The 14069-nt window shown below is 59.2% G+C and carries 11 protein-coding genes and 1 pseudogene; 7 read left to right on the top strand and 5 right to left on the bottom strand.

The features are described from left to right. Window positions 1-264 (bottom strand): MFS transporter (locus ATB1_RS14495; protein WP_128081478.1); only part of this gene is annotated, 264 nt, incomplete at its 3' end. Window positions 265-776: 512 nt separating this feature from the next. On the opposite strand from ATB1_RS14495, the gene ATB1_RS14500 reads away from it, so the two are divergent. Further along, on the top strand, window positions 777-2105 hold the full coding sequence (locus ATB1_RS14500; protein WP_042664943.1) for a glycerate kinase: 1329 nt from the start codon (window positions 777-779) through the stop codon (window positions 2103-2105). Window positions 2106-2377: 272 nt separating this feature from the next. Here ATB1_RS14500 and ATB1_RS14505 read toward each other — a convergent pair whose 3' ends face one another. Then, on the bottom strand, window positions 2378-3118 hold the full coding sequence (locus ATB1_RS14505) for an IclR family transcriptional regulator (RefSeq protein WP_042664945.1): 741 nt from the start codon (window positions 3116-3118) through the stop codon (window positions 2378-2380). A 340-nt stretch (window positions 3119-3458) separates the two neighbouring features. Next, window positions 3459-4598 (bottom strand): TAXI family TRAP transporter solute-binding subunit, encoded by a 1140-nt coding sequence (locus ATB1_RS14510; protein ID WP_082256434.1) that lies wholly within the window; start codon window positions 4596-4598, stop codon window positions 3459-3461. Window positions 4599-4774: 176 nt separating this feature from the next. On the opposite strand from ATB1_RS14510, the gene ATB1_RS14515 reads away from it, so the two are divergent. From ATB1_RS14515 to ATB1_RS14525, 3 genes are all read left to right on the top strand, one after another. Continuing rightward, the gene (locus tag ATB1_RS14515; RefSeq protein ID WP_042664948.1) at window positions 4775-5836 is read left to right on the top strand and encodes an isocitrate/isopropylmalate dehydrogenase family protein; all 1062 of its coding nucleotides are present in this window, start codon (window positions 4775-4777) and stop codon (window positions 5834-5836) included. 12 nt (window positions 5837-5848) lie between these two features. Beyond that, window positions 5849-6262 (top strand): universal stress protein, encoded by a 414-nt coding sequence (locus tag ATB1_RS14520; protein ID WP_198526116.1) that lies wholly within the window; start codon window positions 5849-5851, stop codon window positions 6260-6262. A 242-nt stretch (window positions 6263-6504) separates the two neighbouring features. Then, the gene (locus ATB1_RS14525) at window positions 6505-8460 is read left to right on the top strand and encodes a TRAP transporter fused permease subunit (RefSeq protein WP_241768264.1); all 1956 of its coding nucleotides are present in this window, start codon (window positions 6505-6507) and stop codon (window positions 8458-8460) included. A gap of 455 nt (window positions 8461-8915) precedes the next feature. On the opposite strand, the gene ATB1_RS14530 is transcribed toward ATB1_RS14525, so the two are convergent. Continuing rightward, entirely contained in the window at window positions 8916-9560 is a 645-nt protein-coding gene (locus ATB1_RS14530) for an SDR family oxidoreductase (protein ID WP_042665142.1), read from the bottom strand. Window positions 9561-9755: 195 nt separating this feature from the next. On the opposite strand from ATB1_RS14530, the gene ATB1_RS14535 reads away from it, so the two are divergent. The 3 genes from ATB1_RS14535 (at window position 9756) to ATB1_RS14545 (ending at window position 13439) form a co-directional block, all read left to right on the top strand. Then, window positions 9756-10769 carry an NADP-dependent oxidoreductase gene (locus tag ATB1_RS14535; protein ID WP_042664956.1) on the top strand — a complete coding sequence of 338 codons (1014 nt, stop codon included), beginning with the start codon at window positions 9756-9758 and terminating at the stop codon, window positions 10767-10769. Between the two features lie 159 nt (window positions 10770-10928). Next, on the top strand, window positions 10929-12140 hold the full coding sequence (locus tag ATB1_RS14540; protein ID WP_042664958.1) for an ABC transporter substrate-binding protein: 1212 nt from the start codon (window positions 10929-10931) through the stop codon (window positions 12138-12140). 84 nt (window positions 12141-12224) lie between these two features. Continuing rightward, window positions 12225-13439 (top strand): ABC transporter substrate-binding protein, encoded by a 1215-nt coding sequence (locus ATB1_RS14545; RefSeq protein ID WP_042664961.1) that lies wholly within the window; start codon window positions 12225-12227, stop codon window positions 13437-13439. Window positions 13440-13824: 385 nt separating this feature from the next. Here the strand turns inward: ATB1_RS14545 and ATB1_RS14550 are convergent. Beyond that, a pseudogene (locus ATB1_RS14550) lies at window positions 13825-14043 on the bottom strand (inorganic phosphate transporter); the annotation flags it as partial. Window positions 14044-14069 lie beyond the last annotated feature (26 nt).

Consider the following 14069-nt stretch of genomic DNA (forward strand, 5'->3'; position numbering starts at 1 on the left):
GGTCGCGAGCGCGACCACGCGGCGCACCGAAAACCGGTCGAGGACGACGCCGACGGGGACGCTCGTGACGACCGCCGTCGCGTACATGATGCTCACGAGCCAGCCTGCCGCGCTTGCGCTCAGCCCGAGGGACTCTTGAATCACCGGCAGCACGCTCGCCGGGGCGATTTCGTAAGCTGCCGCCGCCGTCGAAAGCAGGAAGAAGCCGACGACGATGCCCAGTATCTCGCGTCGCGTGCCCGCCGCGTCCGATGTCGTACTCACGGTTTTCATATCTGCTCGGTGGGGGCTGAAATCGTTTGTCGTTCTTCTGTGCTGAGCAGATGAGCCACACGCTAGCTTTGTGTTTTTGTCCATTACTACTGTTCTTCGAGCATGGTGTTGTCCCGTGGCAATTGACACATTTAGATACAATACTATAGCACTAGTATAATCTATTTTCGCTCGATTACCTGGACGGCTGTCGATGTGGAAAACTATAGAAAAATAAATAACAGTGGAAACACCTGGTATAGGTGGTTAGAAGTGTAAAATATATTTCTTTGAGGAAATTTTGAGATATATGATGACGACCACGTTCCAATGGGTTTGACTGATCTATACCTGAAAACTAGCGGCTATCTTGTTATTTACTACCAATATTAATGGGTGAAGATACTATTCTGGAGTGTGAGAGTATTGTCTTATACGAACACGACAACGTCGCGCAGCTATCTCTGAACACGAGACACGAAACGCCAGTACATTTTTGAGTTCTTGGTTGAGAGTATCCACTGATGTTTGCAAATCGAGCTGCCCTTGCAGCTACATCCGAACACAAACTCGTACTCGACTGCCTTGAGGCGGGGATTCGAGCTGCACACCCGCAGTCGGTTATCGAACGGACTGTTTCGGTAGTAGACAACACGTTACACGTCGGTGAGCGCGAGTACGACCTAGACGACTACGATCGCCTGCTCGTGTTGGGCGGTGGTAACGCCGCTGGCCACGTCGCTGCGGCCCTCGAGACGTGCTTGTCCGACCGAATCGACGACGGACTGGTCGTGACAGATGATCCTGTTTCGCTCTCGAGGGTCAGCTGTGTCGAGGGGTCTCACCCGATTCCAGATGCGTCCGCCGTTTCAGGGACCGCCGAGCTGTTGGAGCTAGCGTCGGACGCGACGACAGACGATCTCGTGCTCAGTATCGTGACGGGTGGGGGGAGCGCTCTCCTCCCTGCCCCAGCGGGTACTCTCACTCTTAGTGACGTACAGGCAGTCACCGAGACACTTCTCAGGGCCGGTGCGACGATTGGAGAGATCAATACGGTTCGAAAACATCTTTCAGCAATCAAGGGCGGACGTCTCGCGGTCGCTGCCTCCCCAGCGGATGTCATCGGGCTCGTGTTCAGCGATGTCGTCGGGAACGATTTAGGTGCAGTCGCGAGCGGCCCTGTCTCGCCGGATCCGACGACATATAGCGACGCACAAGCGGTGTTCGACCGCTACAACATCGAACCGCCTGAACCGGTTGTGCGCCACCTCAAAGATGGCTTCCAAGGGGGGCACCCAGAAACGCCTACAGAAGACCACCCGGCTTTCGCTAGTGTGGACGTTCACGTCTTGGCAGATAACGGAACTGCGTTGGAGAGTGCCGCTGAAGTCGCTCACGAACACGGGTACGAGTCGATGATCTTGTCATCACATGTCCGAGGCGAAGCGAGCGAAATCGCGAAAGTACACGTCGGTCTCGCAGAGGAAGCACTCGCCGCGAAACGACCGGTCGAACCACCGGCGGTCGTCCTTTCCGGCGGCGAAGCAACAGTAACCGTCTCGGGCGACGGACATGGCGGTCCAAACCAAGAGTTCGCGTTGAGTGCTGCACTCGAACTCGATGCGGCGGGCGTCGTCGTTGGAGCGGTTGATACGGATGGCATTGACGGCAACACCGACGCCGCTGGGGCACTCGTCGATGCCGAGCTACTTGATGACCAAGAGAGTGCACAAGCTGGGCTCGCACAAAACGACGTCTATCCACACCTCGAGGCCGCTGAGGCACTTCTTCGATCGGGTCCGACCGGGACAAATGTAAACGATCTTCGTGTGATGGTAATCACGTTGACGTGAACTGCCTCGGGGCTTGACCCCGAGGCACTCGCCTTGTTTTCTCTGTAGACCCGACATTCTGTTTTATTTCTTCGTGGGCCGTGGTCCGCACGAGAACGTGTCAATCGTAACTTGGTATCGGTCTGGTTGGCATCTATCTACACAACAACACATACTATATAAAATTCCATCTCGTGGAATATAATTACCGATGATAGGTTATGTGGTGAGGGATTACAACGATATCTTTGTAATGTATAGTACGAACATCGCTTCACCCGCACGGCATTCGTCTACTGGTATTTCATATTGAGCTCGACCTCGTTGACGACACCCAAGAGTTTGTCTGGCAGTTCTTCGCGGTAGAATTCACCTTTGAACCGGTTCTGCGGGCCGGAGATACCGATCGCACCTAACGGCTGTCCGTTCGGCTTGATAACTGGAACTGAGACGGACCGGAGACCCTCAATATACTCTTGATCATTGAAACTGACGCCCTCGTCTCTGATCTCGCGTAGTTCGTCGTAGAGCTCGTCTTCGTCCGTGATGGTGTTCTCGGTGATTTTTGGGAGCCCATGACGCTTGATAATGCGAGCGATTTGGTCGTCGGTCAGTTGAGCGAGAATTGCTTTTCCGCCGGAGGTCGCGTGGATTGGCATTCGCTTTCCGAGCTGCGTGTTCGTCTGAACGGCGTGTTCTCCGGTTTCTCGATAGATGTACACGAGATAGCCGTGTTCTTCGATCATGAACTGAGCACGTTCGTCCGTCTCCGAGGCGAGTGCTTTGACTTTCGGTTCGATCTGAGCGAACGCCTCGTGTCGGTTGTTTACGCCCATACCGATGTAAAGAAATCGGGAGCCGATGTGGTAGAGATCCCCCGTCTTCATCACGTACTCTCGTTCCTCGAGTGTCTTGAGATGCCGGTGAACCGTGCTCTTGGGCAGCTCTAACTCCGTCGCCAGTTCCGATACTCGAGCCCCGTTTCGGTCTCGTAGCTCCTCGATAATCCTGAACAGCTTGTGTGTCGTTTTCATGGTTTGTGTCTCCGTTAGTCGTGATTCTCAGCGGTAGCATATAAAATTTCACAATGTGGAACATAGCACTCGGAGTCTCACTTCGGATTGGCGCGCGTGTCTCGGCGTACACACGTAGTGTTCGTGTGAGTCTCACTCACACATATGTTCTTAACAATCATGATGGTTGTTCGCGTGTCCATCCATCTGTCTTCGAACACAACGAAGTGAGACCCCATACTGGCCACCGATCAGCATCGAGTGTGTGCCATGATACGGAACATTATATGCGAATTCAATGAGTACGAAGTACAATCGGTAACTAATCATAAAAAACGAAACGTCCGTCAGTTTGGTTTCGTTACGCTTCGTCGCCGACGGTCCAGGAGTCGTCCCACACGTCTTGTTCCTTGTAGAACTCAGCGACGCCGGGGTGGACCGGATGTTCTGGAATGACTGCGGTGGCCATATCTGCCGGGTCAGAGTGGTCAGCGTACGTCTGGTCGGCCTCCCGGATCGTCTCGCCGTGTTCGTGACTGATCCGAGCCAGTTCGTGTGCGGCGTCTGCTGGCACTTCCGGACTGAGCAGACACTGCAGGTCAAGATTCCAGCTGACGATCGAGTCGGTAACCTTCGTGACCTCCTGATTCCACCCGTAAGGCTCGATTTCGGCTAAACGTGCGCCGCCGACCTCTTCGATGGCCTGTTTGAAGTTGTCGGCGACATCGACGAGATAGACGTCGTTTCGAGCATCGATCTGCTTCGCCCAGCCAGTCAGTTCGACGCGATTCGACCCGTATACCGCAACAGCGTCAACGCGACCCTCTTCGATCGCACCAGGGATGTCGCTCGTGTTGACGTTGATGATGTCGACTTCCTCCCACATTCCGGCGACTCGCATCACCTCTTCGGTGAGTAGCCGCGTCCCGAAGCCCGGCTGAATCGGGTAGACAGTCTTCCCCGCGAAGTCTGCGGTCGATTCGATTCCAGAGCCTTCAACGGCAACCCAGAAGATGTCGAGTCCGTTGAACCGGAACGACTGATAGCCGATGTTGTCGACCGGTTCATCGTTGAATCGGTCCGTTTCGTTGACCGCCTTGTTGATCGTGTTGTTGTCCGTCGCGACGGCAGGGATGTTGCCTTGGTCGTACTGATACATGTTGGCGACGTTCCCCTGGGTCTGCTCGACGGTCATTCGGAGGGAGTCGCTGTGTTCGTTGAGTGCTCGAGCAAGTGCTTGCATCGAGTTGAACGCCGTACTCCCCTGTGAGGAGCCGCCCATCCGTAGTTGGTACGAGCTACCGCCCGAGCCACCGTCCGAACCCGAATCATCGCTCGAGCCGCCGTCCGACCCTGAATCGCCACCGGATCCACTGCCAGACCCACTGTCGGATTCGCTGTCGCCACCGAGACAGCCGGTGATTGCAACGGTCCCGGCACCCGCAGCGGCTGCTTTGATAATACTCCGTCTAGTCCGTGCGCTGTGTGCTTGCTTAGACATCCGCTCTCGACGTTCATGTACATCGATGATAAACCTTGTTGTTAATTCCAATATTTGATTGATATTCAAAATATCATCAGGGGGTTGCGCCCGTGACAGCCGGCTTGGGAGCGAGATACCCTCTCGATTGGTCGCCACCCAAATGTTTTTATCAGGATAGAGCATCAATCGGACCGATGTCGTATAACATAGCGGTGATTCCAGGCGACGGTATCGGAATCGAAGTGACAGAGGCGACCGAGCCACTTCTCATCGAACTTGCTGCGGCCCACGGCGTTGAGATCGAGACGACGTGGTTCGACTGGGGAAGCGAGCGGTATCTCGAAGAGGGTGCGCTCATGCCCGACGACGGTTTGGAGACGCTCAAAGAGTTTGACGCGATTTTGCTCGGTGCGGTGGGTCACCCAGACGTGCCGGATCACGTTACGCTCCGTAACCTTCGCCTCCCGATCACCAAGGGATTCAACCAGCACATCTGCAAGCGCCCCTCGTATCTCTTTGATGGGGTCGAAAGCCCGCTTCGTGGCTACGAGGGCGGCGATATCGATCTCGTTGTCTACCGACAGAACACCGAGGGAGAGTACGCTGACGTCGGTGGACGCGAACACCAAGGATTCGGAAACGAAGTCGCAGTTCAATCAGCGGTCTACACACGCGAGGGGACCGAAGCGATCGTCCGGGCTGCCTTTGAGGCCGCGACAGAGCGGAGTGGAAAACTAACCAACATCACGAAGTCGAACGCACAGGCTTACGGGATGGTGTTCTGGGACGAAATCGTTGAGGAGATTAGCGAGGAATACCCGGATATCACCGTCGAACGACTCCTCGTCGACGCCGGGAGTATGGACTTCGTTCGTCGTCCCAACGAGTTCGACGTCGTCGTCGCATCGAACCTGTTCGGCGATATCCTCACCGACATCGGTGGCATCATCTCCGGGAGTCTTGGGATGGCCCCATCGACGAACATCAACCCCAGCGGGGAGTACCCCTCGATGTTCGAACCGGTCCACGGAAGTGCCTTCGATATCATGGGAGAAGGCATTGCGAACCCGGTCGGGATGCTGTTGTCGATGTCGCTGATGTTCGAACATCTCGAAGAGGACGATCTCGCCGAGACGCTCTGGGACGGTGTCGGTGCACAGCTAGCAGATTCGGATGCACCGCGGACCCCGGACATCGGTGGCACGGCAACGACGCTGGATGTCGTGGGCGATCTCGAAGAGCGACTCCTCGAGTAACCCATGTATCACGTGCTACTTGCCGTCGACGGGAATGAAGATCGGACGGCAGCCGCAGTCGACGCAGTTGCCAACCTCCCCGCTGCCGAGTCAGCGGTCACCGTCACGATTCTCAACGTATTCGAGGAGTTCGATGCAATCGACGACAGCGGCGGACACGTGACGTCGGAGGAACTCTTCGAAAAGTACGATTCGCCATCGAGCGTAACTGTCGCCCGCGAGGAACTGGACGAGCGCGGAATCGACTGGACGTTCGAAGCGGCCCACGGCGACCCGGCGGCGACGGTCGTACAGACTGCAGCGGATTGTGACGCCGACGCGATTGCCATGGCGCCCGCCAGTCGCTCTCCGGTTGGGAAAGTGCTCTTCGGGAGCGTCACACAGGGCGTCCTGCTTGACGCCGAGTGTCCAGTCATCGTTGCCTAGTTCCTGACCGCCCGACAGCCTGCAACCTGCCCCACTCCCGTTTTCGTCAGCTGAGATTGCCTCCCAACAGCTTCAGTCACACTCCCCGGAAACCGAGAGCCGATGTACTCGGACGTCTCAGGTGCGGATTCGTTTGTCTGCTGTCATGCGAGACGTCGCCATATGACTGAGCCTACCATAACTAATTTATATGTTTGAATCTACTGTGAGAGTGAACCATGGTAGCAAGACGTATCCAGCGATTGAGATCAACAGACCTGGAAGACGCGGTGGGTGGGACGTTAACGCTCGCTGCTCTCGCGTTGTGGGCACTCGTTATCTTCTATGCCTACACCGTGTCGATGCCGAGGGCACAGTACGGTGTCCTGTTCATTGCCGGTGCAATCGGGGTGTACATCCTCAACGAACTCGAAGACGTCATCGCTGATCGGGACTATCTCGACGCAGCCCTGTTACTCGGGTCGTTGGTGATCACCATTGCCATCACCGTCTACGTCAACCTGCACTTCAGGGAACTGTACATCGACCGTGTTGGCTACGCGTTTCCACACGAGTACGCCTTGGCAGCTGCATTCCTCGCAGCAATTGTCTACCTCTCGTGGCGTTCGTTCGGGCTGACGTTCCTTAGTATCCTTGTGGGTGCGCTCCTGTACGGCTACTTCGGTGATCTGATTCCCGGAATCCTCGGCCACAGTGGGTTAAGCTACAGCCGACTGCTCCTCTTGCTCGCACTCGACATCACCGGCTTCTACGGCTTCCTGACTCAGTTAGTCGCGGCGTGGATCGCGCTCTTCTTGCTTTATGCGGGGCTGTTGGAGAGCTACGGTGCGTTCGACCTCATCTTCCGTGGAGCCGTCCGAACGTCGAAGTACATCGACTCGGGCGTTGCACAGACCGCTGTCGTCGCAAGTGCGGTTATCGGCTCGATCAACGGTTCACAGACCGCAAACGCCGGTATGACCGGGTCGTTCACAATCCCGATGATGAAAGAAAACGGCATCAAGCCCTCGACAGCAGGGGGAATTGAGGCGGTCGCATCCACGACTGGTCAGGTTCTTCCACCAGTTATGGGTGCGGGTGCGTTCATCATGGCCTCGCTTCTCGGCATCAGCTACGTGACCGTCATCACCGCAGGGCTCATTCCGGCGATGATCATGATGGTGTGTATAATTCTCGCGGTTCACTACATCGCGAGCAATCAGCTCGACTCGATCGACGTCGATGCCGTCCTTGACGAGCTGGAAGACCGGACTCGTCGGGACACCCTCGTCGACACGGTCAAGTTCATCATCCCATTCGGCGTGTTGGTGTACACGCTCGGTGTCATTCAGCTGACTGTGATGACGTCCGCGCTGTACACCGCAGTCACGATGTTGATCACCGGTATCACATTCCCCGTCCTCCAGGCGGCGTACGAGTCGCGCTCGGTGACGGCCGCGACTCGAGAGACACTCTCGGACACGGTGGCTGGCTTCCGGCGCGGTGCGATCATCACGGCACCCATCGCCATTATCCTCGCGGCGATAAACGGCGTCGTTGACATTCTTATGACCACCGGCGTCCCCGGAATCCTCACCCTCTCGATGATGGATATCTCGGGTGGCATCATGCTCGTCGCTGTTCTGATCTCGATGGTAATCTGTATCCTCCTCGGGTTGGGGATGCCGACGACCGCCGCCTACACCGTTGTGGCACTCCTCGTGGCCCCGACGCTCGTCAGTCGCTTCCTCGTCCCCGATCTGGCTGCCCACTTCTTCGTCTTCTACGGCGCGATTCTCTCAGGACTCACGCCACCGATTGCGACGTGTGCCGCGGTCGCCGCCGGTATCGCGAATGCCGACTTCGTCGAGACGTGCTACGAAGCTATCAAAGTCGCCGCCCCATTGTTCGTCTTGCCGTTCTCGTTCATCTACCACCCTGTCATCGTCTCAGGGGTACTCAGTGGTGGTGCCGTCTTCACCGGGTTGCTCATCTTGCTGGGCGGCATCAGCATCATCCACGGAATCAACTACCGCTTTGGCTACGGCAAATGGGCGCAACTCGGCACTCGAGTGGCGTTCTTTGTGGTTGGTGTCCTCACGATGGTGTACCCCAACTCGACAGTTCAGTACGCGGGCGCTGGCGTGATTATCACGCTCTTCGTCATCCAACAGCTCGCGACTCGTAAAGTTGCTGTCGGCGACACCATCAACAACTAGGCGCATCGATGTACAACCGTCAATACAAGACACCGACCGGTAACGGGTAGCTGGCGAGTCACGTACCATCCCGTCGAGGTTACTCCCGAGGACAGTTGTCGTCTCTTCCCACACAGCACGTATTGTGGGTGTCCTCATACGTGGTTACTACTCTTAGTTGACCACGTTTCCTGAATGTATCTTCGGATATAGGTGAATAAAAATCCAATGTAGTTATGCTATTTCTACACATTTTCATATTAGTGCATCATTCTCGAGACTGTGCGTACTGAATAAGAGACTGCAGGTAGTCGCCACTTTCTGTGCACACCTACTGTGGAAACTCAATAGTAGTACTAGAATATCGAATTTGTTGCTCCATTGGGAGCAGCAAAAACTGGTTTTACTCTCCGGTATTGCTTACTTATTACACTTCTATTACCTGTGCTAGGTGTCTATATACAGACAATACCGACTCAGTCGTCGCCGCAAAGCGCCCGCTCGATGGGCGTCTCGCCACTCGTGAGATGCATCGTCTCGCCGACCGTCCGGTCGATGTCGAGACAGGCGACGACCGCTCCTGCGACGTCCGCTCGCGGAATCTCGGCCGTGTCGCCATCGAGGTCATCGACGGTCAGCGAGACGGTTCCGGTGCCGTCCGCATCGGTGAGCCTCGTGGGCCGGAGAATCGTGGCGTCGAGCCCCGACTGTTCGAGGTAGTCGTCGGCGCAGCGTTTGGCGACCAGATACGGGCGTAGGGGCTCGGGGCCCGCGAGGGGGTCGCCCGCGCCGACCGAGCTAATCATCACGAAGCGGTCGATGTCCGCGTCGACACAGGCGTCGACAACCCGTCGAGCGCCCCAGAGGTCGACCATGAGCGTCTTGTCCGCGCCGGTCGACCCGCCGGACCCGGCGGTGAACACGACCGCGTCGGCCCCGTCGAGCGCCTCGTCGAAGTCGCCTTCGAGGTCGCCCAGTCGCGGCTCGCCGCCGCGGTCGCGGACCGCCTCGAACTGCGACTCGTCGCGGACGACGCCGATGGGGTCGTGGCCGGCGTCCGCGAGTCGCGGGAGAAGCTCGCGTCCGATACCGCCGTTCGCGCCGATGACTGCGACCTGCATGGTTCGGCGGTTCGTAACCGGTCCGACGCAATAGGGGCTTGGTTCGGCGAAGGTGTAGCGGTCGTTCGTCGAGGGTGGCGTGAGGGTGGGCCGCGCGACGGGAGCGCCGTCGACCGACGCCCGACGCCAGTCTGTCGAACCGGACGGTGCTGCTGGAACCGACACCGTCCTTGGTCCGCGGGTCCGTGTTCGGGTATGCGCGATTCGAACCGCGAGTGGATTCTCGCCGAGCGACCCGAGGGAGAGCCGGACACGGACAGCTTCGAACTCCGCGAGGGGGAACGACCCGAACCGCGACACGGCGAACTCCTCGTGCGCGTGCGATACCTCTCCGTCGACCCGTACATGCGCGGCCGGATGCGAGACGCGGAGTCGTACGCCGAGCCGTGGAGCGTCGGCGAGCCGATGCAGGGGGCCGTCGTCGGCGAAGTCGTCGAAAGCGAGAGCGACGCCTACGACGCCGGCGACGTCGTGACCGGCAACGGGGCGTGGGCGGACTACAGCATCCTCGACGCCAGCGAGGTCGCGCCCGTCGACCCGTCCGTCGCTGACCTCCCCGCCTATCTGGGCGTGCTCGGAATGCCCGGCCGAACGGCGTACTTCGGCCTGCTCGACGTGGGCGACCCCTCGCCCGACGAGACGGTCGTGGTGTCCGGGGCCGCCGGCGCGGTCGGCTCCGTCGTCGGCCAGATTGCGAAACTGAACGGCTGTCGCGTCGTCGGCTTCGCCGGCTCCGACGAGAAGGTGGCGTGGCTCACAGACGACCTCGGCTTCGACGCCGCAATCAACTACAAAGCGGTCGACGACTACCGGGCGGCCCTCGACGACGCCGCGCCCGACGGCGTCGACGTCTACTTCGACAACGTCGGCGGCCCCATCACCGACGCGGTGTTCACCAAGCTGAACCTCGACGCCCGCGTCGCGGTCTGCGGGCAGATCGCCCACTACAACGACGAGGGCGTGCCGACCGGCCCGCGGAAGCTCCCGCAGCTCATCGCGCCGCGCGCGAAGGTCCAAGGGCTTCTCATCGGCGACTACGCCACCCGATTCGGACGGGCGAGCGAACGGCTCGGGTCGTGGGTCGCCTCGGGCGACCTCGAACACCGCGAGACCGTCGTCGACGGGTTGGAGAACGCGCCCGACGCGTTCCTCGGCCTGTTCTCCGGCGACAACATCGGCAAGCAGGTCGTCGGCGTGTCCGAACCCTAGCCCGGCTTCGACGCCGGGCGTCGTCGGGTCGACACCCTAAATCTGAGACTCGATACCGAACGCGCGCCGAGCGGCCGCACCGGGTCGGAATCGACACCAGCGCCGGTCACCACCGAGGAACCGAAGTGATTATATTAATTTAGGCTAGCCTAAAACCACATGCCAAGTGATGACGAGGGACGTGAGGGACCGACGCGACGAGACTACGTGAAATACGGTGGCGCAGTTCTCGGGGGCGGGTTACTGGCCGGTTGTTCGCAGCGCGATTCGGCCGCGACGCAGACAGAGACCGCACCGTCGACCGAGACCGCGACGGAGACGGAGACGACCACGCCGGAAGACGCGCCGTACACGGTGACGATGGCTCCCGCCGGCGACGTCGCGTTCGACGCCGTTCCGGAGACGTGGATAGCGTACTACAGCAACTACGGCGACATGGGAATCGCTCTCGGCAAACTCGATTCGCTGCAGGCGCTCGTCTACCGCGACGGCTGGCCGCTGCAGTTCTACGACACGCTTCCCGGCGTCGACGTCTCGTTCGACGGCGTCCGTCAGCTCTCGTCGGGGACGTTCGACAAAGAGGCGTTCTACGAACTCGACGCCGACGTACACCTGCTCGACCCCCACTTCGTCGGTCTGAAACACGACGGCTTTTCGGCCACGGACTTCGACGAAATCGCGTCGAACGTCGGCCCGGTCGTCGGCAACTACATCCGACGGCACGGCGAGGACTGGCACGACTACGAGTACTACTCGCTGTACGAGGCGTTCGAGAAGGTCGCCGACGTATTCCAAGAGCGAGAGCGGTACGAGGGGCTACGGACGGTCCACGACGCGCTCATCGCCGACCTCCAGGCGAGCCTACCCCCGGAGGGCGAACGCCCCGAAATCGGCCTCATCTCGTCGTTCTCCGACTTCTCGGAGGGGTCGCTCGACGCGTACCCCATCGGCGCTGGAAACGGGAAAAAGCAGTACCAAGACCTCGGCATCGTCGACGGGTTCGGTCCCCACATCGACGGGAGCTACGCGAGTTGGGACTACGAGCAGTTGCTCGAAGCCGACCCGGACATCCTGGTCTTCCCGTACGGCTTCGCCAGTCTCTCGCACAGCGAGTTCGAGACGCGGATGGACCGGCTTCGCGACCACCCACTCGGCCAGCGGCTCACCGCGGTGCAAAACGACCGGCTCTACCGCGGCGGCACGTCGTATCAGGGGCCGATTATCAACCTCATCCAGACCGAAATCGTGGCCAAGCAGTTCTACCCCGAGCAGTTCGGCGCGTGGGACGGCATCGAGACGCTTCACGACGAGGACGCACAACTGTTCGACCACCAGCGCGTCGCCGACATCATCCACGGAGCGGAGTCGTAGGCCGACTGTTCATATCGTGCCAATCGGTTTTAGCCTCACCTAAATTTCGAAGCAGCTATATCGTTTCAGGTGGGCCTGATTCACATGAGGAACGACGAGAACACGGGGGCGACGCGGAGGGACTACCTGAGGTACGGCGGAGCGCTTCTGGGCGGCGGGGCGCTCGCGGGCTGTGCCGGCCAGTCGGGCGATGCGGCTTCGACGACGACCTCGACCGAGACGGAAACCACCGAGGCGGCCACGGAGACGCCCGAGTCGAACTACGCGGCCGAGTTATCGCCGGTCGGGACGGTCACGCTGGACGAGCCGCCGACGAACGTGTTCACGCACTTCCCGTGGTTCCCGGACATGGCGAGCGCGCTCGGACGGGGCGACACCGTCAACAACCTCTGGTGGGACGGCACCGTCGCGGGGCTGGAGTACTTCACCGCCGGCTTCGACGGCTTCGAAATCGAGTGGGCGGACGCGGCGGGCGAGTACGGCTTCACGAAAGAGCGGCTGTACGAACTCGACAGCGACCTCCATCTCGTCGACCCTGCGTGGGTGACCGCGCAGGACAACTGGAACCGAGCCGACGTCGACGAAGTCGCGGACAACATCGGCCCGTGGTTCGGCAACTACTACAGTAACTTCAACGCCGCGCCCCCGGAGGAGTGGGCCGACGGCTACGAGTACTACGACCTCTGGGAGCTGTTCGAGCGCGTCGCGTCGCTGTACGGCGAGCGCGAGCGCTACGAGGCGCTCCAGTCCGTCCACGACGACCTGCTCGGCACCGTCGAAGACGGCCTTCCGACCGAGACCGAGCGGCCCACCGCCGCGTACCTCTCCGTCTCGACGGACCTGTCGAGCATCTATCTGCTCCGCCTGAACGCGCCCGGCTACTGGAACTCCCACACCCGGCCGCTCGGCGCGGTCGACGCCTTCGGCGGCGCGGAGTTCACGGGGCCGTTCCAAGAGGTCGACATGGAGGCGCTGTTAGAGGCCGACCCCGACGTGATTCTCGCGTTATGGACCGTCACGGAGACGTTCGACTTCGACGGGCTGAAGCGGAATCTCCGAGACGACCCCGTCGGCCGCGAACTGGCGGCCGTCCAGAACGACCGCGTCTACCCGCAGGGGACGCGGTGGCAGGGGCCGCTGATGAACCTGTTCCAGTTGGAGATGACGGCCAAACAGCTGTATCCCGACCAGTTCGGCGCGTGGCCGACCTACGAGGACGGCGACGACTACCCGGAGTTCGGAGACGACGAGCAGTTGTTCGACCACGGACGGGTCGAAGGGATTGTCACAGACGGCTAACCCGTCAGCCTGTCGCGTCAGCAGTCCTCCACGAATATTGTTTGAAATATACTATTCTAATCGCCATGAGGAAGGTTGGAATCGGACGAAATTACAGAGTAGTCAGATGCGTCTCAGATTCGAGTAGAACCGATATAGTACATCATACACGTACAAAACCCACATAAACATATTTCTGATATTTTTTGACCTATTTATCTTCTGAAGAACATATAACCATGTAGTTATCAATATTAGTTTGGATACTACGAGCGTTCGTGTCGAAATTGTCGAATTTGATTGTTTTTATAATTGTGGTGATTCAACCACGCCACTATTGTCTGTTTTTCACAATATTTATCATCTGTCGACGAGCGTGGTTCGCAAACCGGAAACACGACGAGGTCGTTCCCATCGCCCCGGTGACGTTCGCCCCCTGGAGGGTCGCACCCGCGAGGCCGAGGAGCCCGACGATGAAGCCCGCGCGCATCACCGAAATCGCGTTGGCCCCGACCGCGGGCGCAAACGGCGTCGACCCCGACGACCCGGCTCCGATCGCCCACGCCACGAACAGACTTGCGACTACGGCTATGACGACTGTTGCGAGCCCGCCGAACGCGACCATGTACCAGCCGGGTCCGCCGGCCCCGT

It is taken from the genome of Haloferax sp. ATB1 (assembly GCF_000730175.1).

What these genes read in the sequence shown, in the direction of transcription:
- ATB1_RS14500 (WP_042664943.1), top strand. Translation starts at nt 777, where the DNA reads ATGTTTGCAAATCGAGCTGCCCTTGCAGCTACATCCGAACACAAACTC.
- ATB1_RS14535 (WP_042664956.1), top strand. Translation starts at nt 9,756, where the DNA reads ATGCGCGATTCGAACCGCGAGTGGATTCTCGCCGAGCGACCCGAGGGA.
- ATB1_RS14530 (WP_042665142.1), bottom strand. Translation starts at nt 9,560, where the DNA reads ATGCAGGTCGCAGTCATCGGCGCGAACGGCGGTATCGGACGCGAGCTT.
- ATB1_RS14505 (WP_042664945.1), bottom strand. Translation starts at nt 3,118, where the DNA reads ATGAAAACGACACACAAGCTGTTCAGGATTATCGAGGAGCTACGAGAC.
- ATB1_RS14540 (WP_042664958.1), top strand. Translation starts at nt 10,929, where the DNA reads ATGCCAAGTGATGACGAGGGACGTGAGGGACCGACGCGACGAGACTAC.
- ATB1_RS14545 (WP_042664961.1), top strand. Translation starts at nt 12,225, where the DNA reads ATGAGGAACGACGAGAACACGGGGGCGACGCGGAGGGACTACCTGAGG.
- ATB1_RS14510 (WP_082256434.1), bottom strand. Translation starts at nt 4,598, where the DNA reads ATGTCTAAGCAAGCACACAGCGCACGGACTAGACGGAGTATTATCAAA.
- ATB1_RS14515 (WP_042664948.1), top strand. Translation starts at nt 4,775, where the DNA reads ATGTCGTATAACATAGCGGTGATTCCAGGCGACGGTATCGGAATCGAA.